This is a genomic window from Kocuria sp. KKT182, from assembly GCF_055635395.1.
Genome location: NZ_CM145757.1, coordinates 1,736,966 through 1,760,878 on the forward strand (window position 1 = coordinate 1,736,966; position 23,913 = coordinate 1,760,878).

The following is a 23,913-nucleotide window of genomic DNA, read 5'->3' on the forward strand; positions in this document are numbered from 1 at the left end:
CGGCCGTGGCCGGTCCCGCGCCGGGGCCGGCCACGACAGACCGTCGGTACCCCGTGCTCACCGAGCACCCCCGCACTTCCCACGGGCCGCGACGACGCGGCCCCCCACCCAGGAGGAAATCATGGGCCACCAGGTAGCCCTCAGCTTCGAGGACGGCGTCACGAAGGTCGTCAAGGTCGGCGACTACGAGACCGTCCTCGACGCCGCCTACAAGGCGCGCATCAACATTCCCGCGGACTGCCGGGACGGCGCCTGCGGCACCTGCAAGGCCTTCTGCGACTCCGGCTCCTTCGACCCCGGGGACTTCATCGACGACGCCATGACCGAGGAGGAGCTCGAGAAGGGCTACCTGCTGACCTGCCAGGCCGTCCCCGAGTCCGACATGGCCATCCAGATCCCGGCGACCGCCGAGTCCGCGAAGACCTCCGCGGCCACGTACACCTCCACGCTCCAGGAGCTGGACAAGCACTCCGAGACGACGATCTCCTTCACCCTCGACGTCGAGAAGCGGGAGGACCTCGCGTTCCTGCCCGGCCAGTACGTCAACATCAAGGTGCCCGGCACCGACGCCGAGCGCTCCTACTCCTTCAGCAGCGGCCCCGAGGTGGAGGGCGCGGCCTTCATGGTCCGCATCACCCCGCAGGGCGCGATGTCCGAGTACCTGCGCGACCGCGCCCAGGTCGGCGACACCGTCGAGTTCAGCGGCCCCTACGGCTCGTTCTTCCTGCGCGAGCCCAAGCGCCCCCTGCTGCTGCTCGCCGGGGGCACCGGCCTGGCCCCGCTCCTGTCGATCCTCGAGAAGCTCGCCGAGAACCCGCCCAGCACCCCCGTGCACCTCATCTACGGTGTGACCCGCGAGGCCGACATCGTGGGCCTCGACCGGCTCCGCGCCTACGAGGCGAAGCTGCCGCACTTCACCTGGGACCACATCGCCTCCGAGGAGGGCACCTCCGCCCCCCACACCGGCTACGTCACCCAGATCATCGAGCCGGCCCACCTCAACGACGGCGACGTCGACATCTACCTGTGCGGCCCGCCCCCCATGGTCAACGCCGTCTCCGCGTGGCTGGACCGCGAGGGGATCGAGCCCGCCAACTTCTACTTCGAGCGCTTCGCGCCGAAGGAGACCACCGGCGGCGACGCCGAGACCGGCGCGCCGCCCTCCCCCGAGACGATCGCCGCCGAGGGGGACACCATGACCCGCTCCGAGGCGCTCTCCTCGCTGGAGACCGGCCGGCTGGAGTTCCGCAAGGAGGACAGCTTCGCCCACCTCGACGCCCGCATGGGCCTCGAGCTCGCCGTCACCGAGCTCGTGATGGGCCGGCTGACCGAGGAGCAGCTGGAGCAGTTCCGGCGCCTCGCCGAGGCCACCACGCGCTCCGTGGGCGCGGGCACCGTGCAGGACCCCGAGGAGTACGTGCGGACCAACGAGGAGTACCACGAGTACCTCTTCATGGTCTGCGACAACCCCACGCTGCTGGAGTCCTACCGCCGGCTCGACGTGCGCGAGCAGATGGCCGCGACCTTCGAGCGGGGCACGGAGATCTTCGCCCGGGTCGCCCAGGACCACCTGGACGTCGTCGAGGCCTTCGAGCGCAACGACAAGGAGCGCGCCCGCGAGGTCATCATGGCCCACGCCCGCGACGCCAAGCAGACCATGTCCACGGCGATCGACGCCAAGGAGGCCGGCCGCTGATGGGCGCACCGTACGCGGGACAGTTCCTCACCCCGGGCCGCTTCGCCGGCAGGGTGGCGGTCGTGACCGGCGCCGCGCAGGGCATCGGGCAGAAGGTGGCCGAGCGGATCGGCGCCGAGGGCGGCGCCGTCGTCCTCGTGGACCGCGCCGAGCTGGTGCACGACGTCGCCCGGGGCATCGTCCGCGCCGCCGAGGCCTCGGGCTCGGGCGGTGCCGCCACGTCCGTGACCGCCGACCTCGAGACCTGGGCCGGGGCCCAGCAGGCCGTCGAGGCCGCGCTCGCGGCCCACGGCCGGGTGGACGTGCTCGTCAACAACGTGGGCGGCACCATCTGGGCCCGCCCCTACGAGGAGTACGACGAGGAGAAGATCGAGAAGGAGATCCGCCGCTCGCTCTTCCCCACCCTGTGGTCCTGCCGCGCGGTGCTCCCGGCCATGCTCGAGCAGGGCTCGGGCACGATCGTCAACGTCTCCTCGGTGGCCACCCGCGGCATGCACCGGGTGCCCTACGCCGCGGCGAAGGGCGGGGTGAACGCGCTGACCCAGTCCCTGGCCATGGAGGTCGCCGGCCGCGGGATCCGCGTGGTCGCCACCGCCCCCGGCGGCACGGAGGCCCCGCCCCGCAGGGTCAAGCGCGGCCCCGAGGCCGAGAGCGCCCAGGAGCGGGCCTGGTACCAGGTGATCGTCGGCCAGACCGTGGACTCCTCGTTCGTGAAGCGCTACGGCACGCTCGACGAGCAGGCCGCGCCCATCGTGTTCCTCGCCTCCGACGAGGCCTCCTACGTCACCGGCAGCGTCCTGCCGGTCGCCGGCGGGGACCTCGGCTGAGCCGTCTCCGGGCGGACGCCCGCCGCCGTGGCCGCGCCCCCTCCACGGGTAGACTCGCGGCCATGACGGCGGGCCTGCAGCACGGAGAACCCGGCGAGGAGCTCCCGCTGGTCGGGCGGGCGGCCGCGCTCGAGGAGCTCCTCGAGGTCCTGCGGACCGTGCGCAAGGGCCACGTCCGCACCGTGGTGCTCGAGGGCCCGCTGGGCTCGGGCAAGACGGCCCTGCTCGAGCTGTTCCTCGACCACTGCCGCTCCGCCGCGCGCGGCGTCCGCGTGCTCAGCGCCACCGGCGACGAGTGGGAGTCCCAGCTCGCCCTGGCCGGGTACAGCCAGCTCATGCTCGCCACGCCCCTGCGCTCCTCCCGGGGCTTCGACGGCGAGCCCGCGCCGCCCTCGGCCCCGGTCGCGGAGCTGAGCCCCGCGCAGGCCGTGAACTACGCCGCCACCCTGAGCACCCACCTCGAGAGCCTGCAGACCCGCGGCAGCGTGGTGGTCACCGTCGACGACGCCCACCGGCTGGACGATCAGACCCTGCGGATCCTGGTGTTCGTGATGCGCCGGCTGCACGGCAAGCGCGTCATGTTCGTGCTGACCCTCGACCCGGCGCAGGCGTGGCACGTCCCGGCAGGGGTGCTCGACTTCCTCACCGGCCACCAGGTCCAGCGCCTCCCCCTCGAGCCCCTCGGGGCGGAGGAGGTCCGGGCCGCGGCCCGGCAGTTCTTCGGCCTCGACCTCGGCGCGACCGCCGCGCACCGGCTCGTCCGGCACACCGGCGGGCTCCCCCAGCAGGTGCTCGAGCTGCTGCGCGAGCTGCCCGAGGACACCTGGCACTCCTGGTTCGCGGACCTGCCGGCGAGCTCCCGGGTGCGCGCCCGCGTGCACAGCGTCCTCACCGGGGCCTCGCCCGGCCTGATCCGCACGGCCGAGGCCGTCTCCGTGCTGGGGCGCAGCGCGGGCCTGTCCGAGGTGGCCCACGTCAGCGGGGTGGACGCCCTGATGGACGCTCTCGACGAGGGCCACCGCGCCGGGCTGCTGGACCTCTCCGTGGACCAGGCCCGCTCGGTCGTGCAGTTCTTCGAGCCGGGCGCCGCGGAGGCCGTCTACGGGCTGATCGTGCCGAGCCGGCGGATCGCGCTGCACCGGCGGTCCGCGACCGTGGTGCAGGAGGAGGGCGAGCGGCTCGGCCACCGCGTCTCGGCCACCCCGGGGCCCGACGAGCCGCTGGCCGTGGAGCTCGAGGCCTTCGCCGCGCGGCAGGCGACGGTGGGCGCCTGGCAGGACGTCGCCACGGCGCTGTTCTCGGCGTCCCGGCTCTCCGCGGACACGCGCGCCCGCAACGACCGTCTGCTCCGGGCCGTGGACGCCCTGGTCGGCTCGGGCAACATCGCCCAGGCCGGCATGTGGGCGGCCGCCGTGGACGCCATGCCGTCCTCCCCGCTGCGCTCGTCGGTGCTCGGCTACCTCTCCACGGTGTCCGGGCAGAACCGCAGCGCGCAGACCCAGCTCGAGATGGCCTGGCGCACGAGCAACCGGCAGCGGGACCCCGCGGCCGCCGCGCAGATCGCCCAGCGCTTCGTGCTGCACGGCGTGGCCTCCTGGGACGGACCCGTCATCACCCGGTGGGCGGAGACCGCGATGTCCCTCACCGCCCCCGGCACCCCCGCCCACATCGAGTCCGAGGCGATCTACGGCCTGGGCCTCTTCGCCCAGGGGCGGCTGCGGGAGGCCGAGGCCTCCTACGAGCGCGCCTTCGAGCACGCGGCGGAGAACGCCCAGAAGCAGCGCGTTCAGATGGGCGCCGGGTGGCTCGCGCTGCGCGCCGACGACGTCGAGACGGCGCTCGTCAACTTCCAGGCGGCCGCCCCCACCGAGTACCGGGGCGGGTCCCTGCGGATCTCCCTGTGGGCGGAGGCCTGGCTGGCCCGCACCCAGCTGGTCCTGGGCGACTGGGACGCCGCGGCGGCCACCGTCTCCCGCGCCTCGGTGCGCCTCGAGACCTCGCAGATGCCGCTCATCCGCCCGCTCCTGTACTGGACCGCCGCGGAGCTGTGGTCGATGCGCGGGGACTGGGACCGGGCCCGCCACTACGTCTCCCAGGCCGCCGTGCAGCCGGGCACCTACCGGGCCATGCAGGTCCCGGCCAGTCTCGCGCGGGCCCGCTTCCACGAGGCCCGCGCCGACTACGAGAGCGCGCTGGGGGTGTTGCAGCCGCTGACGGACCTCGACCCGTGGACCGACGAGCGGGTCTCCTTCTGGCCGTGGCAGGACACCTACGTCAACGCCCTCGTGATGACCGACCGGCTCGAGGACGCGGACGCGTTCCTCACCGCGTTCGAGCGCGTGCGCCGCGAGCGGCGGATCCCCTCCGACGACGCCCGCATCTCCTGGGCCCGGGGCCGGATCCTCGCCGCGCAGGGGGACCCGGACACGGCGCGGGAGCACTTCGAGGCGGCCCTGGGCCACCTGCGCGGGCTCAACCGCCCGTACCTGCGCGCCCGGATCAGCTTCGCCTTCGGGCAGAGCATGCGCCGTGCGGGCAAGCGGCGCCTGGCGTCCACCGTGCTGCGGACCGCGCGGGACCTCTACGACTCGCTGGGCGCCGCCACGTACGTGGAGCGCTGCGACCGCGAGCTGAAGGCCACCGGTCTCGACGTCGGGAACCTGCCGGACCCCTCCGACCCGGTGCTCGCCGCCGTGGGCCGCACCGCCGTGCAGCTCACCGCCCAGGAGCAGGCGGTGGCGGAGCTGGTCTCGGGCGGGGCCACCAACAAGGAGACCGCGCGGGCCCTGTTCCTCGCGGAGAAGACCGTCCAGTACCACCTGACGCGCATCTACGGGAAGCTGGGGATCCGCTCCCGCAGCGAGCTCGCCGCCCGCTACCGCTCCACCGACTGACCGTCCCCGGACGACCGCGAGGTGGCGGACGACGGCGACAGCCGGTGGCCGGGTCGCCGTCGTCCGCCATCTCGCGGGGCGGGCCGGTGCTACTTCACGTCGGAGGGGTGCTTGGCCAGGGGCACCACGGTGATGTCCATGTAGGGGAACAGCGGCAGGTTCTGCAGGATGTCGTGCAGCTCGTCGTGGGAGTCGACGTCGAAGACCGAGTAGTTGGCGTACTCGCCCACCACGCGCCAGATCTCGGGCCACTTCCCGGAGCGCTGCAGCTCCTGCGAGTAGGCCTTCTCGGTGGCCTTGATCTCCGCGGCCTCCTCGGCGGGCATGTCGGTGGGGAGGTCGATGTCCATGTGGACCAGGTACTTCACGGTGCGTCCTTCCGTCGGGATGGGTTCTCGGGCTGAGATCTCGGGCTGGGTTCCCGGGCCGGGTCTACCGGGCCGGGTCTACCGGTCGGTGCGGTAGCGGGTGAGCTTGTCCTCGTCCACGGCGGTGCCCACCCCGGGCACGTCCGGCACGCGGATCCGGCCGTCGGCGATGACCACGGGCTCGGCGAGGAGGTCGTCGGACATGTCCAGGAAGTTGGACAGCTCCCCGGCCCGCTTCGAGGTGTGGGCCAGGGCCGCGCCGAAGACCACGGAGGCGATCGTGCCGACCTGGGTGTCGATCTGGTTGCCCACGTAGACGTCCACCCCCATGCCCTCGGCCATGCCCACGATCTTCGCGGCCTCGGTGAAGCCGGAGCGGGCGGTCTTCACCGCCAGCAGGTTCGCCCCGCCGGTGAGGATCTCCTTTGCGGCCTCCCCCAGGTTCGGGGCGGACTCGTCGGCGGCGATGGGGATCGTCGAGCGCTCCACCAGGCGGCGGCGGCCGAGCACCTCGCGGGCGTCGTCGGGCTCCTCGAGGAACTGCAGGCCCAGGTCGGCCGTGCGGCGCAGCACCTCCATGGCCTCGTTGGCGGACCAGCCGCGGTTGGCGTCCATGTAGAGCTCGGCGTCCTCGCCCAGGCCCTCGCGCAGCACGGCCGCGGCCTCGACGTCGAGGCCGATCGGGTGCCGGCCGGTCTTGAGCTTGAACGTGGTGATGCCGTAGGTCTCGCGGAACCGAAGGGCGAGGTCCAGCAGCTCCTGGGCCGGCTTGAAGCCCAGCATGTGGGAGACCCGCATGGAGTCGGTGAACCCGCCCAGCAGTCTGGTCACCGGCTGCCCGAGGAACTGGCCGATGACGTCCCACAGGGCGATGTCCACGGCGCCCTTGGCGGTCTGGTTGTGGACGGTGCGGGCCAGCACGGCCTGGACCTTCTCGCGGTCGAGGACGTCCAGGCCCACCAGCTGCGGGGCGAAGAGGTCCTCGACGACGGCCACGATGGACTTCTGGGTCTCGCCGTAGGTGTAGGGCCGCGGCGGGGTGTCGGCGGTGCCCACGATCCCGTCGTCGGTGGTGATCCGCACCAGCACGTGGTCCGCCTCGTGGACGGCGCCCGAGGCGAAGTGCAGCGGGTGGACGTAGGGGATCGAGTAGGGGATCGCCTCGACGGTCGCGATCTTCATGGGCGGGCGGGCCTTTCCTGGGCGGGCGGGACGGGCGTGCCGCCGGGGGACCCGGGGGCGGCCTGGACGTCGACGACGAGGTCGATGAAGTTGTGCAGGAGCGCGGAGCGGTCCTCGCGCCGCCACGCGACGGCGAGCTCGATCTGCGGCGAGTGCTCGATGTCGCGGTAGACGACGCCCTCGAGCTGGAAGGCGCGCACCCCGGCGGGCACCACGGCCACCCCGCCGCCGGCGGCCACGAAGGACATCAGCGTGGACGTCTCCCCCGCCACCTGGGCGATCCGCGGCTGGAAGCCGGCCTGGCGGCAGAGGTCCGCGGCGGTGCGGTAGAGCACGGAGTCGGGCGGGTAGGTGATGAACTCCTGGTCCTGCAGCTCGTGCACGGCCACGGGCAGGTCCACGGCGAGGGCGCTGAAGGAGGGCAGCGCCACCACGAGCGGCTCGCGGGCGACCACCCGGTACTCGACGTCCGCAGAGGCCACGGGCGGGCGCAGGAGGGCGGCGTCGAGGGTGTGCTCCCGCAGCCCCTCCTCCATGGCGGGGGTCAGCATCTCGCCGTGCAGCGCCATGGACAGCCCGGGCATCGTCTCCTTCGCCCGCCGCACGACCTGCGGCATCACCCCGTAGGTGGCCGAGCCGGAGAAGCCGACCCGCAGCACACCCGTGGCCCCCTGCCCCACCTGGTAGACGTCGGCCTTGAGGGCCTCGATCTCGTTGATGATCCGCCGCCCCCGGTCCAGGAGCACCTGGCCGGCGGCGGTGAGGTCCACCCGCCGGGTGGTCCGGTCCAGCAGCCGCACGCCGAGCTGCTCCTCGAGCTGGCGGATCTGCTGGGACAGCGGCGGCTGGGCCATGTGCAGGCGCTTGGCGGCGCGGCCGAAGTGGCGCTCCTCGGCCACGGCGATGAAGTAGTTGAGCTGCCGGATCTCCATCGTGGCACCTGGCCCTTCCGCTCGGTCGGAGGGGTCGTCGTCGACCGCCACCCGTCATATTGATCCACAGAGTACACCCAAAATGCTCCATTAGGACATCCGTGGCCCCTAATCGACTCCGCTGCCGCCGTGCGCCCCGGGGCCGCGCCCTGTGCCCGCGGCCCGTCGAGGTGGTGCAATGGGCCCATGCGCACCGACATCACCGCCGACCGGCACGGCTCCTTCGCCCGGGCGGTCAAGTCCCTCGTGGTCCCCCGCCCCATCGCGTGGGTCAGCTCCCGCTCGGCCGCAGGCGTCGACAACCTGGCCCCGCACTCGTTCTTCACGGTCGCCTCGGAGAACCCCACGATCGTCCAGTTCGTCTCGGTCGGCGAGAAGGACAGCCTCCGCAACATCCGGCAGACCGGGGAGTTCGTGGTCAGCTTCGCGCCCGAGGGGCTGTTCGAGCGGATCAACGCGACCAGCACCGACTACCCTCCCGAGATCAGCGAGTTCGACGCCGTGGGCCTCACCCGTGAGCCCTCGCTCACCGTGGCCGTCCCCCGCGTGGCCGAGTCCCCCGCCGCCATCGAGTGCCGGCTGCACACGGACCCCATCCCCGTGGGCAACTGCTTCCTTGTCCTCGGCGAGGTCACGCACGTGGTCGTGGACGAGGAGGACATGGACGAGCGGGGCCCGGTCGTGCGGACGCTGCGCCCGATCGCGCGGCTGGGGCGCGACGAGTGGGGCGAGCTGGGCCGGATCCGGTCGATCCGGCGGGTCCCCTACCGGGACGTCGCCCCGGAGGCGGACCTGCCCTGAGCCCCCGGGCTCAGAGCCGCACGCCCGTGCGCCGCAGCTGCTCGCGGACCTCCCGGCGCTGGATCTTGCCGAGCATCGTGCGCGGGAGCTCCTCCACGGCCACGATCCGCCGGGGGACCTTGTAGCGGGCCAGGCCCGCCCAGCAGTGCTCGCGCAGGGCCGCCTCGTCGAGCTCGGCGCCCGGCACGAGGGTCACGGCGGCGACGACCACCTCGCTGCCGCTGGGGTCGGCGAGCCCCACCACCGCGGCGTCCGCCACGGCGCGGTGCCGGCGCAGCATGTCCTCGACCTCGCTGGGGGCCACGTTGAACCCTCCGGTGATCACGACCTCCTTGAGCCGGTCGACCACCTGCAGGAACCCGTCCTCGTCGACGGTGACGATGTCGCCGGTGCGCAGCCACCCGTCGTCCGTGAGCGTCCGGGCGGTCTCGTCGGGGCGCTTCCAGTACCCCTGGAAGACCTGCGGGCCCCGCACCCAGAGCTCCCCGGGGTGTTCCGGGGGGACGTCCTCGAGGGTGTCCGGGTCGACGAGCCGGATGTCGGTGGACGGGAACGGGATCCCGATGGAGCCCGCCCGGCGGGAGTCGTTGAGCGGGTTGCAGGCCACCAGCGGGGAGCACTCGGTCAGTCCGTAGCCCTCGATCAGGATCCCCCCGGTGGCCCGCTCCCACTGCTCCACGAGCGGGACCGGCAGGCTCATGGCCCCGGAGACGGCCACCGGGATGCCGCGCAGGTCCACGCCCTGCTCCGGTGCGGCGTCGAGGAGCTTCTGGTACACCGGCGGCACCGCGGGCAGCACCGTGGGGCGGGCGCGCTTCATCGCCCCGAGGATCAGGTCCGCGCGCACGGTCGGGAAGAGCACGAGCCGCGCGCCGAGGGACATCGCGAACGTCACGCCCAGGGTCAGGCCGAAGGCGTGGAAGAGCGGCAGCACGCCGTGCACCACCTCGCGCTCGCCGGAGCCGAGCCAGTGCCGGCCCATGAGGGCGTTGGACTCGAGGTTGCGGTGCGAGAGCATCGCCCCCTTGGGCAGCCCGGTGGTGCCGGAGGTGTACTGCAGCAGCGCGAGGTCGTGCGCGGCGGGCCGCGGGTGCTCCGCGGCGATCGGGGCGGAGGCCAGCAGCTCCCGCCAGGGGATCGTGCCCGGGGCGGGGCCGGTGAGCTGCGCGCGGGAGGCGCGTGCGCCCGGCAGCGGCAGGCGCAAGGCCAGCCGCTTCGCCCGCGGCATCGCGGCGGTGATGTCCACGGACACGACCGCGTCGACCCGCAGGTCCGCGGGCAGGGAGCGCACCCGCTCGGCCGCCCGGTCCCAGACGATCGCCACGCGCGCCCCGTGGTCCTCGAACTGGTGGCGCAGCTCCGGGGCCGTGTAGAGCGGGTTGTGCTCGACGACGACGGCCCCCAGGCGCAGCACCGCGTAGAACGCCACGACGTGCTGCGGGCAGTTGGGCAGGACGATCGCGACCCGGTCGCCGCGGCCCACGCCCAGCCGGCGCAGGCCCTCGGCCGCGCGGTCGACCTGCCGGCCCAGGGCGGCGTAGGAGGTCGTGGCCCCGAAGAACTCGAGCGCGGTGCTCGCACCGTGGCGGGCGACGGAGCGCTCGAGCATGTGCACCAGGGACGTCTCCGGCAGGTCCAGGTCCGCGGGGACGCCCGGGTCGTAGCTGGCGGTCCAGGGGCGGGCACGCAGGAACTCGCGGACGGTGTCGACAGGCATGGTCCCGACCCTACTCGGCGGCGGCACCCGGCCGCCCGGCCACGGCGACACCCCGTGCAGGACGGGACGGCTCACCGGGCCCGGTCCGGGAACCGGCCGTAGACTCCGGTGCCATGACGCCCTCCTCGACCCCCGGCTCGCCCTCCCCCGACGACCCGACGCCCTGGTCGGACACCGGTCCGCACGACTCCCCGGACGCCACCCGGCCGCTGCCCCCGGTCAGCCGGTTCGCCGCCCCGGCCGGCGGCGGCTCGCCGCACGACGCCCCCGAGGGGGGCGCCGGGAGCGGCGGGACCGAGGACTGGTCCTGGTACGACGACGAGGACGACCAGCACACCCGGCCGCTGCCGGCGGTGACCGCCCAGCGCCCGGTGCCGGAGGACCCGCGGCCGCGCACGGACCCGACGCCCGCGGTCGGGGCCCCCGGCGCCGCGGCCGGCTACGGCCCCGCGCCCGGCTACGGCGCCGGACCCGACGGCCCGTTCTCCGGCGACCCGTCCTCCGGCGTCCCGGTCGACGCCGCGACCCGTCTCGCCCGGCAGCGGGAGGAGTTCGGGGGCCTCCAGCTGGTGCCCGGCTTCTTCGGCTGGCTCAGCGCCATGGCCCTGTCCTGGCTGCTCCTGGCCCTGGCGGGCCTGACCGCGGCCGCGCTGGGGCTGCGCCTCGTGGACGGGGTCGGCGGCGTGGTGGACGACCTCGCCGCCGGGTCCGCGGCGGCCTGGACGGGAGCGGCCGCCCTCGGCCTGGTCGAGTTCATCGCGTTCCTGGGCGGCGGCTACGCCGCGGGCCGGATGGCGCGGTTCTCCGGGGCACGGCAGGGCGTGTCCGTGTGGCTGTGGTCCCTGTTCGGCCGCTCCGTGGCCACCGTCGCGGGACTGGTGTGGGCCGACACCGTCGGCCTGGCGCCCGTGGGCGTCTCGGCCCAGGCGCTGATCGGCGACCTGCTGGTCCCGGGCCTGCTCGCGGTCCTCGCCGTGCTCGCCGTCGACCTGCTCGCGGCGGTGCTCGGCGGGCTGTGGGGCGTCCGCTACCACCGCAGGGTCGATCGCTGGGGGGACGGACCGGAGGACCGGGCCCGGTAACTTTGCGTCCCGGCACCGTGTCGGGTTCGCATCCGACCACCAAAGGGGGGACAATCGGAGCACCTCGGTGAGATCCGTCACCCCCACGCGGAAATCTGCGGACCGGCCCACCGAGCAGCACCCGGAGGAAACACCCATGCCGTCCACCCTTGTCGCCGTCGTCGATGACCACGAGGTCGTCCGGGAGGGCGTCCGCCTCGTCTCCATGACCTCGCAGGCGGACGTGAAGCTCGTCGGATCGGCCTCCAGCGTCCCCGGACTCCTCGACCAGCTGGGCCGGGACCCCGAGAACCCCGCCCTCACCGCCCAGGGCGCCAAGCGGATCGAGTGCGAGGTCGTGCTCCTGGACCTGTCCCTCGACGACATGTCCCGACCCGCCACCAACGTGGAGCTGCTGCGCGCCGCCGGCATGAAGGTGCTCATCTTCAGCATCGGCGAGAACGCCGCGCTGATCCGCGAGGCGCTGCGGGCCGGCGCGCTGGGCCTGGTGCGCAAGTCGGACCCGCTCGAGCACGCGATCGAGGAGGCCCGCAACATCGCCGAGGGCAAGCCCGTGATCACCAAGGAGCTCGCCGCCGCGATCGACGGGGACGTGGAGTTCTCCCGGGCCAGCCTCTCCCCGCGGGAGCAGGAGACCCTGCGGCTCTACGCCTCCGGCTTCGCCCAGGTCCAGGTCGCACGCCGGATGGGCATCAAGCAGAGCGCCGTCAAGACCAACATCGACCGCATCCGGGAGAAGTACGCGCGCGTCGGACGCCCGGCGCCCACCAAGATCGACCTGCGCATCCGGGCGATCGAGGACGGCCTGGTCGAGCCCACGGCGGACATCACCACGGCGGAGAAGCATCTGTGATCCGCCCCACGCCCCGGTGAGGGCCGCCGCTCCGTGAGCCACGCCGCGCACCGGCCCCCGCTCGCCTACCGGAAGGTCCCCGCCCGGCGGCGCCGCAGCAGCCTCCTGGTGCCGACCTCGCCGCAGGAGCTGGGGATGAACTCCTACCGCATCCACCTGCTCGCGAACATCTGCCACGGGCTGGTCGTCGTCGCGCTGTTCCTGGAGGCCCTCACCATCGTCGAGGACCAGCTGCGCGCCTTCGAACGGTGGCACCTGGTGTTCCTGCTGGCCCTCCTGGTCAACGGCGGCGCGATGCTCCTCCAGGGCGCCAGGCGGCAGGTGCGGATGTGGCCGGTGCTCGCGGCCCCGGTGCTCGTGGCCCTCACCGTCCTGACCCTCCCGCTCGCCTGGACGGGCGCCGCTCCGCCGCAGGACCCGTGGGTGGAGCCGTTCATCCTGCTCGCGGCCGCCGCCACCGTGGTCGCGTGGAGCATCGAGCTGGCAGTCGCGTACCTGGCGTCCGTCACGGTCTTCTACGTCCTGGTCATGGTGCGCACCACGGAGTCGGCGGACGTGATGGGCGTGCTGTTCGACGCCACGAGCCGGATCGCGTTCGGCGTGGTCCTCGTGGTGCTGATCAGCCTGGTCTACAAGGGCGGGCAGAACGCGGACCAGGTGTACGCGGCCGCGATCGCGCAGGAGCTGCAGCTGAACCGCTCGCGCTCGCAGGCCGAGGAGCAGGAGCGGCTGGACCGCCTCATCCACGACAACGTCATGGCCGCCCTGCTGGACGCCGGACGGGCCCCGGGCCCCGTCCAGCGGCGCACCCGGGAGCTGGCCCAGCGGGCCCTCGAGGTCCTCGCCTTCGAGGAGCGCCGCGCCGAGGGCAAGGGCACCACCATGGTGCACACCTTGCTCGACGACCTCCTCGAGTCCCTGTCCCCGTGGCGCAACCGGGTGCGCTTCAACAGCATCACCCCCTACATCAGGCCCCCCGGCCAGCCGCGCCCGCTCATCCCCGTGGAGACGGCGCAGGCGCTCGTGCAGGCGGTCACCGAGGCGGTCTCCAACAGCGCCCGCCACGCCGGCACCGAGGTCACCTTCGTGACCATGGACGGCGGCGTGTGCCCGCCCACCCCCCTCAACCCCGAGGGCTTCTTCCTTCGCTTCCAGGTGGTGGACCGCGGCCGCGGCTTCCAGGTCCGCAGCATCGACTCCCGGCGGCTCGGGGTGCGCGTGTCCATCCTGGGCAACGTGCGCCACGTGGGCGGCGCGGTGGACGTCGACAGCGCACCGGGACGCGGCACCCGCGTCACGATCCTCTGGCCCCGGGACGCGCAGCCGTGATCTCCCGCACCCTCTTCCATCCCCTGAGCCTGGTCGCCGCCACGGTGTTCTTCCTGATCCCCGTGGTGCTCGGGATCCTGCAGACGCCCAGCATGGACAAGCCGGACCTCATGCAGGCCGCGCTCGTGACCTACGTGGTCGCGGTGGCGCTGGTCGTCTACCCGTACCGGCAGCGCCGGCTGCCCGATCTGCCCGCGGCCCTGGGCGTGCTCCTCATGCTGGTGTCGATCCAGCGCTCCTACGACGCCCTGAACCCCCAGGCGGAGCTGTTCGGCGGGCAGTGGTTCACCCTGGGCTTCGACGGCTTCCTCGTGGTCCTGGGCATCCGGCGCCGCGCGGGGTGGGGCTGGGCCACGCTCGTCATCGCGGTCGCCGTGTCCATGACGTGGGGCGCCCGCTCCGCCCTGGGCCTCTGGGACGCGGCGCTGACGAACGCCGCGGCGGCGGCCCTGCTGCTCGCGAGCCAGCTCATCGCCCGGGAGTACGACCGGGCCTCCGCCGCGTTCGCCGAGGCCCGGGACATGGTGATCTCGGCGCGCTCCCACGACGAGGCGGAGCAGGACACGGTCAACGCCTCCGTGCAGCGCGTGCACGAGGTGCGCCGCCTCGCGGGCGGGCTGCTCGAGCGGATCGCGCACGACCCCTCCCCCGTCTCCGAGTACGAGATCGAACAGTTCCGCCTCACCGAGGCGCAGCTGCGGGACTCCATCCGGGGCCGGTCGATCGCCACCCCCTACCTGCTCGAGGTCACGCGGGCGGCGCGGGCCCGGGGCGTGCTGGTGGACATCCTGGACGAGCGCGGCAGGCCCCTGCCCACGGCGGTGCTGCGCGCGGCCACCCGCCAGGCCATGGAGGTGCTCAACGCCGCGACCTCGGGGTCGGTCACGATCCGCGCCTTCCCGGAGGGAGAGCCCGCCGCGGTGTTCATCGTCCACGACGGCAACGCCGGGGACGAGGAGCCCGTGGCCATCGAGATCGCCGACGGCACCGGTGCGGTCTCCCGGTTCTGACCGGCTCCACCGCCCGCGGTGCGGGCACCCGCACTGCACCCGGTCGTCCGGCGCCCCGGACACCGGCGGCACCGTCCACAGGGAGCCGCGTCCCTGCGGTCCGCCGGCCCGGCGTTCCTACCGTGGCCCCATGGACACCGCCTCCGCCGGGCACGGCCCGCACCCCGCCGTCGACCGCTCCCGCGGCACCCACGACCGCCCCGGCGACCGCCCGCCCGACACCGCCCTCCGGGACGGTGGCGTCCGCTCCCCCTACGACGCCTTCCGCGCCGTGCTCTGCGGGGACGGCCTGCGCCGCTGCCCCTGGGCGCCCACGGGCCCGGCCGCCCTCGAGGAGCACGACCGGCGCTGGGGCGCACGGCCCGCGGACTCCTCCGGCTGGTTCGAGGCCCTCGGCCTGGAGATCTTCCAGGCGGGCCTGGCCCGCTGGAGCATCGCCCAGCGGCGGGAGGGCCTGCGCCGGGCGCTGCGGGACTTCGTCCCCGAGGAGATCGCCCGGATGACCGAGGACGACGTCGACGAGCTGCTCCTGGATCCCGCGGTCATCCGCAACCGGGTCAAGATCGAGGCCGTGGTGCACAACGCGCGCGCCTGCCGCGGACTCGGTCCCGAGGACTGGGCGGAGCACGTCCGGGATCTCCGTCCGGCCGCCGCCGAGCCGCCCCTGACCGTCCTGGAGGAGTCGCGCCGCTCCCCCGAGGGGGACCGGCTGGCCGCCCGGCTCAAGGAGCAGGGACTCGTGTTCGTGGGGCGCACCACCGCGCACCGGTTCCTGCTCCGCACCGGGGTGCTCCCCGGGCACCTGGCCGGGTGCTTCAGGGACGGGACTGGAACCGGAGGATCCGGGTGAGGGCCTCCTCCACCCGGTCGGGCCCCGCGGCGAAGGACAGCCGCACTGCGCGGTGGCCGCGTGCGGCGTCGAAGTCCAGGCCCGGGACGACCGCGACGGCCTCCGCCTCCAGCAGCCGCCGGCACCACTCCAGGGAGCTGCCGTGCCGCTCGAGCTGCTCCCCGAGGTCGGCGTAGAGGTAGAACGCCCCGTCCGCCGGCGCGACCTCGCCCCACCGGAGCGCCGGGAGCGCGTCCAGGAGCAGGCTCCGGGAGCGCGCGAACTGCTCGACCGCCCGGTCCGCCTCGGCGTAGGCGTCCGGGGTGAAGGCCTCCACGGCGGCGTGCTGCGCGGCGGCGGGCGGGCAGAGGCTCAGGTTGCCGGCCAGCGCGTCGACCGCGGCCGAGAGGTCCCGGGGCAGCAGGGCCCACCCCAGCCGCCAGCCCGTCATCCCCCAGTACTTGGAGAAGGAGGAGATCACCACGGCGTCGCGGTCGTGCTCCCACGCGCTGGTGCCCCGGTACGGTCCGCCGTCGCGGGGCGCGCCGCCCTCCGGGGCGGTGTGCACGATCCCGTGGTAGATCTCGTCGCTGATCAGGCGCGTCCCGTGCTCGGCGCACCACCGGGCCAGCGCCGCCAGCTCCCCGGGCTCCAGCACGGTGCCGGTCGGGTTCGCCGGGCCCGCCACCACCAGTCCCTGCAGGGGCCCGTGCTCGGCGACCGCGGCGTCGAGCATCCCGGGCGTGGGCTGGAAGCGGGTCGCCGCCCCGCAGTCGAGCTCGACCACCTCGGCGCCCAGGGCGGCCAGGGTGTTGCGGTAGGCGGGGTAGCCCGGCCGGCACACCGCCACCCGGTCCCCCGCGTCGAACGCCGCCAGGAAGGTGAGCACGAGCGCCCCGGAGGCCCCCGTGGTGATCGCGACGTCCTCGGGACGGACGTCGAGCCCGTACCACCGGGCGTAGTGGCCGGCCACCGCCCGGCGCAGCGGCTCGATCCCGAGGGCGGGGGTGTAGCCCAGCCCCTCGTTGCGGGCGTGCACCCGGGCGGCCGCCCGCGCGACGGGACCCGGGGCGCCGCCGGAGGGCTCCCCCGCGCAGAGGGAGACGACGTCCCGGCCGGCGGCGCGCAGGCGCTCGACGTCGGCGAGGATCTCCATCACCCGGAACGGCGGCACCGCCGAGCGTGCGGAGGGACGGGGCGGCAGGTGCGCAGGCATGCGCCCAGCCTACGGCCGCCGCGGTCCGGCGCGATCGCGGTCATGCCCCGTCATGCGCACATCGGGGGACAGACTTTTGTCCAGACCTCCGCAATACTGGACCCAGTCCTGGACGTCAGGAGGCCGCACTGAGGCGGTCCTCCGGGCGTGGGGGGACAGGTCTCCGGCAGCAGTGCCGGGGGCCGACGGGCAGGTTGCCACCGCGGCCGGCGTCGCACGAGTGATCCATCGTGAATGAGATGTGTGATTGTGTCTGGGGGGATTTCAATCACGGGTCCACAGGAGATGGGGCGCCGGGCACGGGACGCAACCGCCCAGTTCCACGTCGGTGCGGCGTCGGGCCACGGCCCGGCGGGGAGAGCCGTGAGACGTGGCGGCACGCGCGTCGACGACGCAGCACACGGCCCCGCACCGATCGGTGCGGGGCCGTTGCCGTGCCGCTCGTGCCGCGGACCGCACGGGCCGGGGCTCACTCCAGCAGCAGCGCCGGCTCCTCGAGGATCCGGGCCACGTCCGCGGTGAAGCGGGCCGCGAGGTCCCCGTCGACCACGCGGTGGTCGAAGGACCCGCCCAGCGTGGTGACCCAGCGGGGCACCACGGCGCCGTCCACGACCCACGGCTTCTGCTTGATGCTCCCGAACGCGATGATCGCCACCTCGCCGGGATTGATGATCGGCGTGCCGGTGTCGAGGCCCAGGGCCCCGATGTTGGTCACGGTCAGGGTGCCGCCCTGCATGTCGGCCGGCTGCGTGCGCCCCGCCCGAGCGGTCCGGGAGAGCTCGTCGAGGGCCACGGCCAGCTCGCGCAGCGAGAGGTCCTGGGCGTCCTTGACGTTGGGCACCATCAGACCCCGCGGGGTGGCCGCGGCGATGCCCAGGTTGACGAAGTGCTTGACGAGGATCTCCTCGTCCGTCCACGTCGCGTTGACCATCGGGTTGCGGGCCGCGGCCCACACGACGGCCTTCGCGAGCACGAGCAGGGGCGTGACCTTGACGCCCTCGTAGTCCGGGGCGGCCTTGAGCCGCTGGACGAACTCCATGGTGCGCGTGGCGTCGACCTCCACGAAGACCGAGGCGTGCGGGGCGCTGAAGGCGCTGCGCACCATGTTCTGCGCCGTGGCCTTCCGCACGCCCTTGACGGGGATCCGCTCGATCCGCTCCTCCGGGGCCGCGGGCCGGCGCCGGTCCACGGCCTCGCCGAGCCGCGCCACGTGGGCGAGCAGGTCCTGCTTGGTGATCTGTCCGGCGGCGCCCGTGGCGGGGACGTCGGCGAGGTCGACGCCCAGGTCCCGTGCGGCCTTCCGGACGGGGGGCTTCGCGAGCGCCGGGCGGCGCGGGACGACCTCGACGGCCGGGGGCACGTCGCCGCGCCCGGGCCGGCGCCAGACGCCTCTGTCCTCGGCCAGCCGGGCGGCGCGCCCGGCGATGCCCTGGGCCGCCGTGCCGATCCCACCGCCGAGCCCGGCGCCCAGCGGGCCCCGGGACAGCTTCTCCGTCCAGCCCGCGGGCCGGGCCGACTCCGGCTCGGCCTCCGGCGCCGTCGGCGGGACCGCCCGGCGGCGCCGGCGCACGGGGTCGGCCTTGGGCCCGGAGCCGACGAGCGGCCGGTCCGCACCGGGCTCCCCGCCCTCCCCCAGGATCCCGGGGACGCCGGAGGCCGGGGCGGGCTCCGCCGACTCGCCCGGGGAGCCCACGGCGATGATGGGGGCGCCGACCTCGACCGTGCTGCCCTCGGCGGCCAGCAGGTCCAGGACGGTGCCGGCGTACGGGGACGGCAGCTCGACCACGGACTTCGCGGTCTCGATCTCGACGAGCACCTGGTTGACCGTGACGGTCTCCCCCGGTGCGACCTTCCACGCGAGGATCTCCGCCTCGGTCAGGCCCTCGCCGACGTCGGGCAGGTTGAAGATCTGGGGCATGTCAGTACTTCCTCTCTCGCGCGCGGCCCCCGGGCCGGCGGCGGTGCCGCCGGCCCGGGGGCCGGCGACCGGGTCGGCGGGGTCAGTAGGCGAAGGACCGGTCCAGGGCCTCGAGGATGCGGTCGAGGTCAGGCACGTACTGGTCCTCGACGGCGGCCACCGGGTACGGCAGGTGGTAGGCGCCCACCCGCAGCACCGGTGCCTCCAGGGAGTAGAACGCCCGCTCGGTGAGGCGGGCGGCGATCTCCCCGCCGAGGCCGCCGAAGGTCGGGGCCTCGTGGGCGACGACGAGGCGGCCCGTCCGGCGCACGGAGTCCTCGAGGGTGTCGAAGTCGATCGGCGACAGCGAGCGCAGGTCGATCACCTCGACGCTGCGCCCGTCCTCCTCCGCCGCCTGCGCCGCGGCGAGCGCGACCGGCACGAGGGGGCCCCAGGCCACCACGGTGGCGTCCTCGCCGTGGCGGACGACCTGCGCGGAGAACGGGTCGGCGGTCGGGCGCTCGACGTCCACCGCGCCCTTGAGCCAGTACCGCCGCTTGGGCTCGAAGACGATGACGGGGTCCTCGCACGCGATGGCCTGCTGGGTCATCCAGTAGGCGTCCTGGGCGTTGGACGGCGTGACGATGCGCAGCCCCGCCGTGTGCGCGAACAGCGCCTCGGGGGACTCCGAGTGGTGCTCCACGGAGCCGATGACCCCGCCGTACGGGATGCGGATCGTCACGGGGACGGTGACGTCCCCGTTGGTGCGGTTGCGCATCTTGGCCAGCTGCGTGGTGATCTGGTTGAACGCCGGGAAGGAGAAGCCGTCGAACTGGATCTCGCACACGGGCCGGTAGCCGCGCAGGGCGAGCCCGATGGCGGTGCCCACGATCCCGGCCTCCCCCAGCGGGGTGTCCATCACCCGGTGGGCGCCGAAGTCCGCCTTGAGCCCCTCGGTGACGCGGTAGACGCCGCCGAGGGAGCCGATGTCCTCGCCCATGAGCAGCACCCGGGGGTTCTCCTCCATGGCCCGGCGCAGGCCCGCGTTGACCGCCTTCGCGATCGTCAGGTCCGGTGCGGTGCTCATGCGAGGTCCTCCTGGGTGCCGGCGGTCTGCGGGTCGGGGGCCCCGGCCACGGGGTCGGCCGCCACGGTCAGCCCCGCGGCCTGCGTGCCCCGGTCCGGTCCGGCGGGGCCCGGCCCGGCGTCGTCGTCGGTGTCGGTGTCGGTGTCGGCGAAGCCCGCCTGGTAGGCCGCGTACCAGGCGCGCTCCTCCTCCACGAGGGCGTGCGGCTCGGCGTAGGGCCGGTCGAAGAAGTCCTCGAACGCGGGCGGGTCCATGGCCAGCACGAGGGCGCGGGCCTGGTCGGCGAACGCCTGGGCGTCGGCCGCGACGTCGGCGAAGAAGTCGTCGCCGGTGCCGTGGGCCTCGCGCAGGTGCGCCTCGAGACGGAGCAGCGGGTCGAGCTCGCTCCAGTGCTGCTCGTCCTCCCGCAGGCGGTACTTGGTGGGGTCGTCCGCGGTGGTGTGGGCCCCGAGCCGGTAGGTCTCGGCCTCCACGAGCACCGGGCCCTGGCCGGCGCGGGCCTTCTCGAGCGCGTACCGCGAGGCCGCCAGCACCGCGAGCACGTCGTTGCCGTCCACGCGGATCCCCTCGAAGCCGTACCCCGCGGCGCGCTCGGCCAGGGGCACGCGGGACTGGGTGCGGAACGGCACCGAGATGGCCCACTGGTTGTTCTGCACGAAGAAGACCACCGGGGCGTCGTAGGACGCGGCGAAGACCATGCCCTCGTGGACCTCGCCCTGGGTGGAGGTGCCGTCCCCGAAGTAGACGACCGCGGCCGCCGGCTCGGCCTCCCGGCCCTCCGCCTCGGCCGTCCGCCGGTCCAGGTCGATGCCCATGGCGTAGCCCACGGCGTGCGGGACCTGGCAGCCGAGCACGATGGAGTAGACGTTCATGTGGTGCCGGCTGGGCCGCCAGCCCCCGGCGCTGTGCCCGCGGAACACGGTGAGCAGCTCGGCGGGCTCGACGCCCCGCTCGATGGCCACGGCGTGCTCCCGGTAGGTCGGGAACACGTGGTCGGCCGGGCGCAGCGCACGGGCGGAGCCCACCTGGGCTGCCTCCTGCCCGCGCATCGGCGCCCACAGCACCAGCTGCCCCTGCCGCTGGAGGTTGGTCGCCTCCTCGTCGAAGCGGCGGGCCAGCGCCATCGAGCGGTACAGCCCGCGCAGCTGCTCGGCGTCGACGTCGCGCACGTACGGGGACAGGACCGGGTCCTCGCTCAGCCGGCCGTCCCGGTCGAGGAGCCGCACCAGGCGCGTGCGCACCTCCGGCGTCGGCACGGTGCGGGCCGGCACGGGGGCGGCCGGGGACGATGGGGCGGCATCCATGGGCGGGACGTCCTTTCGGGTTGCTCGGGAGGGAGCCGGGCCGGCGCGGCCGCGGATCAGAGCACGGGCGAGTGGGGGAACTGCGCGCACAGCTCCAGGAACCGGGTGTTGGCCTCCGGCTCCCCGATGGTCACGCGCACGCCCTCGTCGCCGAAGCGGCGCACGGACAGGGCGTGGGCGTCGCACAGCTCGGCGAAGCCCCCGCTGTGCTCGCCCAGGTTCAGCCACACGAAGTTCGCCTGCGTCTGCGGGTACGGCCAGCCGAGCCCGTCGAGCCCGGCGAGGACCCGCTCCCGCTCGTCGACGACCCGCTGGACGCGCTCGGCCACCTGGTCGTAGTGGCGCACGGACGCGATCGCCGCGCGCTGGGCGAGGTCGGTCACGGAGAACGCGGGGGACGCCTGGCGCAGGTACTGGGTGATCTCCTGGCGGGCCACGGAGTAGCCGATCCGGAGCCCGGCCAGACCGTGGGCCTTGGAGAACGTCCGCAGCACGACGACGTTGGGGTGCCGGCGGTACAGGTCGACGCCGTCGACGAGGTCGTCGCGGCGCTGGAACTCCTGGTACGCCTCGTCGATCACCACGACCACGTCGCGCGGCACGGCGGCGAGGAACTCCTCGACCTGCGCGGTGGTGAGGCTGGGGCCCGTCGGATTGTTCGGCGTGCACAGCAGCACGACCTTCGTCCGGGCGGTGACCGCGGCGGCCATGGCCTCGAGGTCGTGGGAGCCGTCGCGGCGGTTCGGGACCGGGACGCCCAGCCCGCCGGAGAGCCCGATGCTGATCGGGTAGGCCTCGAAGGAGCGCCAGGCGTGCACCACCTCGTCCGGGGTGCCGTCCTCGCCGGCGCCCACGAAGGCGCCGAGCAGCTGGTTGAGCGCGCCGAGGCTGCCGGCGCCGGTGACGATGTCCTCGGCGGGAACGCCGAGGAACTCGCCGAGCACCTCCCGCAGCTCCGCGGAGGTCGTCTCGGGGTAGCGGTGCACCGCATCCCAGCCGGCGAGGACCTCCTTGACGGCGGGCACGGGCCCGAACGGGTTCTCGTTGGAGGACAGCTTGTAGGACACGAGCCCGTCCACCACGACCGGGGGCTTGCCGGCCGCGTAGCGGGGAAGTCGGGACAGAGCCGGGCGCGGCCGGACCGCCGGGGTGGTGGCGGTGGCCGGGCCCGAGGCCGGGGCGGTGCCGGCCAGGGTGCGGGTAGCGTCGCTGGTACTCATGGAGGTCATGCTATCCCCGCACCCCCGGGGTTCCCCCGGTCGATGACGCCCCTCCGGACGACCCGCTGCTTTTCGGGGCGAAAGCTACAACCGGGTTCCGCGAAAGTTGGCGGCGGACGACAATTCGTCCGCCCGGGAGCGCGCGGGGGCCGTGGAAGAATGTGCCCATGCCCAACACCGATCGCATCCTGTCCTCAGGGCGCGCGGCGCTCGCCGCCGCCGTCCCGCCCGTCGCGCTGGGGCCCCTCGACGGCCGCTACCAGCCCGTGGTCGCGCCCCTGGTCGACCACCTCTCCGAGGCCGCCCTCAACCGCAACCGCGTGCACGTGGAGGTCGAGTGGTTCCTGCACCTCGCCGAGCGGTCGGTGCTGCCGGGGCTGGCGCCCCTGACCGAGGAGCAGACCGCGGGGCTGCGCCGGATCGTCACGGACTTCGACACGGACTCGGTCGCGGAGCTCGCGGAGATCGAGGCCGTGACGGTCCACGACGTCAAGGCCGTGGAGTACTACATCGGCCGCCGGCTGCCCGCCCTGGGACTGGAGCACCTGGTCCCCCTCGTGCACTTCGGCTGCACCTCCGAGGACATCAACAACCTGGCGTGGGCCCTGGGAGTCAAGGACGCCACGACCGACGTGTGGCTGCCCGCGGCCCGGGCGCTCGTGGCCGACGTCGCGGCGCTGGCCGGGTCCGCGGCGGAGACCCCCATGCTCTCCCGCACCCACGGCCAGCCCGCCACGCCCACCACGCTGGGCAAGGAGATGGCGGTGGTCGCCCACCGCCTGGGCCGCCAGCTGTCCCGGATCGAGCGCACCGAGTACCTGGGGAAGATCAACGGCGCCACGGGCACCTACGCCGCCCACTACGCGTCCGTCCCGGACGCGGACTGGACGGAGGTCTCGCGCGAGTTCGTGGAGGGCCTGGGCCTGTCCTGGAACCCGCTGACCACCCAGATCGAGTCCCACGACTGGCAGGCCGAGCTCTACGCCGACCTCGCCCGGTTCAACCGGATCCTGCACAACTTCTGCACCGACGTCTGGTCCTACATCTCGATCGGCTACTTCCAGCAGATCCCGGTGGAGGGCGCCACCGGCTCCTCCACCATGCCGCACAAGGTCAACCCCATCCGCTTCGAGAACGCCGAGGCGAACCTCGAGCTCTCCAACGCCCTGCTGGACGCCCTCGGCGCCACGCTCGTGACGTCCCGGTGGCAGCGCGACCTCACCGACTCCTCGTCCCAGCGCAACATCGGCGTGGCCTTCGGGCACTCCCTGCTCGCGGTCTCCAACGTGAGCAAGGGCCTGGCCCGCCTCGACGTGGCGGAGGCGGTCCTGGCCGCCGATCTCGACGCGAACTGGGAGGTCCTCGCGGAGGCGGTCCAGATGGTCATGCGCGCCGAGGCGATCGCCGGCGTCGAGGGCATGGACAACCCCTACGAGCGCCTCAAGGACCTGACCCGCGGCCGCCGGGTGGACGCCGCCCGGCTCCAGGAGTTCGTGGCGGGCCTGGGCCTGTCCCCGGCCGCGGAGCAGCGGCTGTCCGGGCTGACCCCGGCCACCTACACGGGCATCGCGGCGGACCTCGTGCGCTTCCTGTGAGCCCGCGCCCCGCGTGACGACGGGGTGCCCGGGCACGGGGCGCCGGGACGCGCCCGGGCACCCCGTGCCGCGCG

General features: G+C 74.1%; 19 protein-coding genes. 10 read left to right on the forward strand and 9 right to left on the reverse strand.

The annotated features are described in order from the left end of the window. Nucleotides 1-121: 121 nt before the first annotated feature. The 3 genes from benC (at nt 122) to ACZ2G1_RS08010 (ending at nt 5,417) form a co-directional block, all read left to right on the forward strand. Nucleotides 122-1,696, forward strand: a complete 1,575-nt coding sequence (gene benC / locus ACZ2G1_RS08000) for a benzoate 1,2-dioxygenase electron transfer component BenC (protein WP_035928208.1) — start codon at nt 122-124, stop codon at nt 1,694-1,696. Then, complete coding sequence (locus tag ACZ2G1_RS08005; RefSeq protein ID WP_470377669.1) at nt 1,696-2,523, forward strand: 1,6-dihydroxycyclohexa-2,4-diene-1-carboxylate dehydrogenase; 828 nt, start codon at nt 1,696-1,698, stop codon at nt 2,521-2,523. The genes benC and ACZ2G1_RS08005 overlap by 1 nt, the downstream gene beginning before the upstream one ends. 62 nt (nt 2,524-2,585) lie before the next feature. Further along, nucleotides 2,586-5,417, forward strand: coding sequence for a helix-turn-helix transcriptional regulator (locus ACZ2G1_RS08010; protein ID WP_470377670.1), 2,832 nt, complete (start codon nt 2,586-2,588; stop codon nt 5,415-5,417). An 89-nt stretch (nt 5,418-5,506) separates the two neighbouring features. On the opposite strand, the gene catC is transcribed toward ACZ2G1_RS08010, so the two are convergent. The 3 genes from catC to ACZ2G1_RS08025 all read right to left on the reverse strand — a co-directional run bounded on the left by catC (nt 5,507) and on the right by ACZ2G1_RS08025 (nt 7,899). Then, nucleotides 5,507-5,785, reverse strand: a complete 279-nt coding sequence (gene catC / locus ACZ2G1_RS08015) for a muconolactone Delta-isomerase (RefSeq protein ID WP_017832659.1) — start codon at nt 5,783-5,785, stop codon at nt 5,507-5,509. A gap of 78 nt (nt 5,786-5,863) precedes the next feature. After that, nucleotides 5,864-6,967, reverse strand: a complete 1,104-nt coding sequence (locus ACZ2G1_RS08020) for a mandelate racemase/muconate lactonizing enzyme family protein (RefSeq protein ID WP_035928199.1) — start codon at nt 6,965-6,967, stop codon at nt 5,864-5,866. After that, nucleotides 6,964-7,899 carry a LysR substrate-binding domain-containing protein gene (locus ACZ2G1_RS08025; RefSeq protein ID WP_470377671.1) on the reverse strand — a complete coding sequence of 312 codons (936 nt, stop codon included), beginning with the start codon at nt 7,897-7,899 and terminating at the stop codon, nt 6,964-6,966. Before ACZ2G1_RS08025 ends, ACZ2G1_RS08020 begins: the two co-directional genes overlap by 4 nt. Before the next feature lie 186 nt (nt 7,900-8,085). On the opposite strand from ACZ2G1_RS08025, the gene ACZ2G1_RS08030 reads away from it, so the two are divergent. Beyond that, complete coding sequence (locus ACZ2G1_RS08030; RefSeq protein ID WP_017832662.1) at nt 8,086-8,700, forward strand: flavin reductase family protein; 615 nt, start codon at nt 8,086-8,088, stop codon at nt 8,698-8,700. A gap of 10 nt (nt 8,701-8,710) precedes the next feature. On the opposite strand, the gene ACZ2G1_RS08035 is transcribed toward ACZ2G1_RS08030, so the two are convergent. Continuing rightward, on the reverse strand, nt 8,711-10,417 hold the full coding sequence (locus ACZ2G1_RS08035) for a long-chain-fatty-acid--CoA ligase (RefSeq protein ID WP_470377672.1): 1,707 nt from the start codon (nt 10,415-10,417) through the stop codon (nt 8,711-8,713). Nucleotides 10,418-10,530: 113 nt separating this feature from the next. Between ACZ2G1_RS08035 and ACZ2G1_RS08040 the strand changes: the two genes are divergently transcribed. The 5 genes from ACZ2G1_RS08040 (at nt 10,531) to ACZ2G1_RS08060 (ending at nt 15,541) form a co-directional block, all read left to right on the forward strand. Next, nucleotides 10,531-11,499, forward strand: a complete 969-nt coding sequence (locus ACZ2G1_RS08040) for a hypothetical protein (RefSeq protein WP_109221701.1) — start codon at nt 10,531-10,533, stop codon at nt 11,497-11,499. 136 nt (nt 11,500-11,635) lie between these two features. Beyond that, nucleotides 11,636-12,352, forward strand: coding sequence for a LuxR C-terminal-related transcriptional regulator (locus ACZ2G1_RS08045; RefSeq protein ID WP_017832665.1), 717 nt, complete (start codon nt 11,636-11,638; stop codon nt 12,350-12,352). Between the two features lie 33 nt (nt 12,353-12,385). Continuing rightward, complete coding sequence (locus ACZ2G1_RS08050) at nt 12,386-13,681, forward strand: sensor histidine kinase (protein ID WP_017832666.1); 1,296 nt, start codon at nt 12,386-12,388, stop codon at nt 13,679-13,681. Further along, nucleotides 13,678-14,691 (forward strand): hypothetical protein, encoded by a 1,014-nt coding sequence (locus ACZ2G1_RS08055; RefSeq protein WP_017832667.1) that lies wholly within the window; start codon nt 13,678-13,680, stop codon nt 14,689-14,691. Before ACZ2G1_RS08050 ends, ACZ2G1_RS08055 begins: the two co-directional genes overlap by 4 nt. Before the next feature lie 130 nt (nt 14,692-14,821). Further along, nucleotides 14,822-15,541, forward strand: a complete 720-nt coding sequence (locus tag ACZ2G1_RS08060) for a DNA-3-methyladenine glycosylase I (protein ID WP_470377673.1) — start codon at nt 14,822-14,824, stop codon at nt 15,539-15,541. Here the strand turns inward: ACZ2G1_RS08060 and ACZ2G1_RS08065 are convergent. From ACZ2G1_RS08065 to ACZ2G1_RS08085, 5 genes are all read right to left on the reverse strand, one after another. After that, nucleotides 15,507-16,736: an aminotransferase class I/II-fold pyridoxal phosphate-dependent enzyme gene (locus ACZ2G1_RS08065; RefSeq protein WP_272026152.1), complete on the reverse strand. Its 1,230-nt coding sequence runs from the start codon at nt 16,734-16,736 to the stop codon at nt 15,507-15,509. The genes ACZ2G1_RS08060 and ACZ2G1_RS08065 overlap by 35 nt on opposite strands. 469 nt (nt 16,737-17,205) lie before the next feature. Continuing rightward, nucleotides 17,206-18,654 (reverse strand): dihydrolipoamide acetyltransferase family protein, encoded by a 1,449-nt coding sequence (locus ACZ2G1_RS08070; protein ID WP_470377674.1) that lies wholly within the window; start codon nt 18,652-18,654, stop codon nt 17,206-17,208. A gap of 82 nt (nt 18,655-18,736) precedes the next feature. Continuing rightward, nucleotides 18,737-19,720, reverse strand: a complete 984-nt coding sequence (locus ACZ2G1_RS08075) for an alpha-ketoacid dehydrogenase subunit beta (RefSeq protein WP_035928182.1) — start codon at nt 19,718-19,720, stop codon at nt 18,737-18,739. Then, complete coding sequence (locus ACZ2G1_RS08080; protein ID WP_081994485.1) at nt 19,717-21,024, reverse strand: thiamine pyrophosphate-dependent enzyme; 1,308 nt, start codon at nt 21,022-21,024, stop codon at nt 19,717-19,719. The genes ACZ2G1_RS08075 and ACZ2G1_RS08080 overlap by 4 nt, the downstream gene beginning before the upstream one ends. 56 nt (nt 21,025-21,080) lie before the next feature. Further along, the gene (locus ACZ2G1_RS08085; RefSeq protein ID WP_470377675.1) at nt 21,081-22,244 is read right to left on the reverse strand and encodes a histidinol-phosphate transaminase; all 1,164 of its coding nucleotides are present in this window, start codon (nt 22,242-22,244) and stop codon (nt 21,081-21,083) included. A gap of 167 nt (nt 22,245-22,411) precedes the next feature. On the opposite strand from ACZ2G1_RS08085, the gene purB reads away from it, so the two are divergent. Further along, nucleotides 22,412-23,839: an adenylosuccinate lyase gene (gene purB, locus ACZ2G1_RS08090; protein WP_035928180.1), complete on the forward strand. Its 1,428-nt coding sequence runs from the start codon at nt 22,412-22,414 to the stop codon at nt 23,837-23,839. Nucleotides 23,840-23,913: the final 74 nt, after the last annotated feature.

Bases quoted from the DNA above. Each gene is read 5' to 3' on its own strand.
- ACZ2G1_RS08025 (WP_470377671.1), bottom strand. From the start codon at position 7,899: ATGGAGATCCGGCAGCTCAACTACTTCATCGCCGTGGCCGAGGAGCGC.
- benC (WP_035928208.1), top strand. From the start codon at position 122: ATGGGCCACCAGGTAGCCCTCAGCTTCGAGGACGGCGTCACGAAGGTC.
- ACZ2G1_RS08010 (WP_470377670.1), top strand. From the start codon at position 2,586: ATGACGGCGGGCCTGCAGCACGGAGAACCCGGCGAGGAGCTCCCGCTG.
- ACZ2G1_RS08070 (WP_470377674.1), bottom strand. From the start codon at position 18,654: ATGCCCCAGATCTTCAACCTGCCCGACGTCGGCGAGGGCCTGACCGAG.
- ACZ2G1_RS08065 (WP_272026152.1), bottom strand. From the start codon at position 16,736: ATGCCTGCGCACCTGCCGCCCCGTCCCTCCGCACGCTCGGCGGTGCCG.
- ACZ2G1_RS08005 (WP_470377669.1), top strand. From the start codon at position 1,696: ATGGGCGCACCGTACGCGGGACAGTTCCTCACCCCGGGCCGCTTCGCC.
- ACZ2G1_RS08085 (WP_470377675.1), bottom strand. From the start codon at position 22,244: ATGAGTACCAGCGACGCTACCCGCACCCTGGCCGGCACCGCCCCGGCC.
- ACZ2G1_RS08075 (WP_035928182.1), bottom strand. From the start codon at position 19,720: ATGAGCACCGCACCGGACCTGACGATCGCGAAGGCGGTCAACGCGGGC.
- ACZ2G1_RS08045 (WP_017832665.1), top strand. From the start codon at position 11,636: ATGCCGTCCACCCTTGTCGCCGTCGTCGATGACCACGAGGTCGTCCGG.
- ACZ2G1_RS08080 (WP_081994485.1), bottom strand. From the start codon at position 21,024: ATGGATGCCGCCCCATCGTCCCCGGCCGCCCCCGTGCCGGCCCGCACC.
- ACZ2G1_RS08060 (WP_470377673.1), top strand. From the start codon at position 14,822: ATGGACACCGCCTCCGCCGGGCACGGCCCGCACCCCGCCGTCGACCGC.
- ACZ2G1_RS08020 (WP_035928199.1), bottom strand. From the start codon at position 6,967: ATGAAGATCGCGACCGTCGAGGCGATCCCCTACTCGATCCCCTACGTC.
- ACZ2G1_RS08035 (WP_470377672.1), bottom strand. From the start codon at position 10,417: ATGCCTGTCGACACCGTCCGCGAGTTCCTGCGTGCCCGCCCCTGGACC.
- ACZ2G1_RS08030 (WP_017832662.1), top strand. From the start codon at position 8,086: ATGCGCACCGACATCACCGCCGACCGGCACGGCTCCTTCGCCCGGGCG.
- ACZ2G1_RS08040 (WP_109221701.1), top strand. From the start codon at position 10,531: ATGACGCCCTCCTCGACCCCCGGCTCGCCCTCCCCCGACGACCCGACG.
- purB (WP_035928180.1), top strand. From the start codon at position 22,412: ATGCCCAACACCGATCGCATCCTGTCCTCAGGGCGCGCGGCGCTCGCC.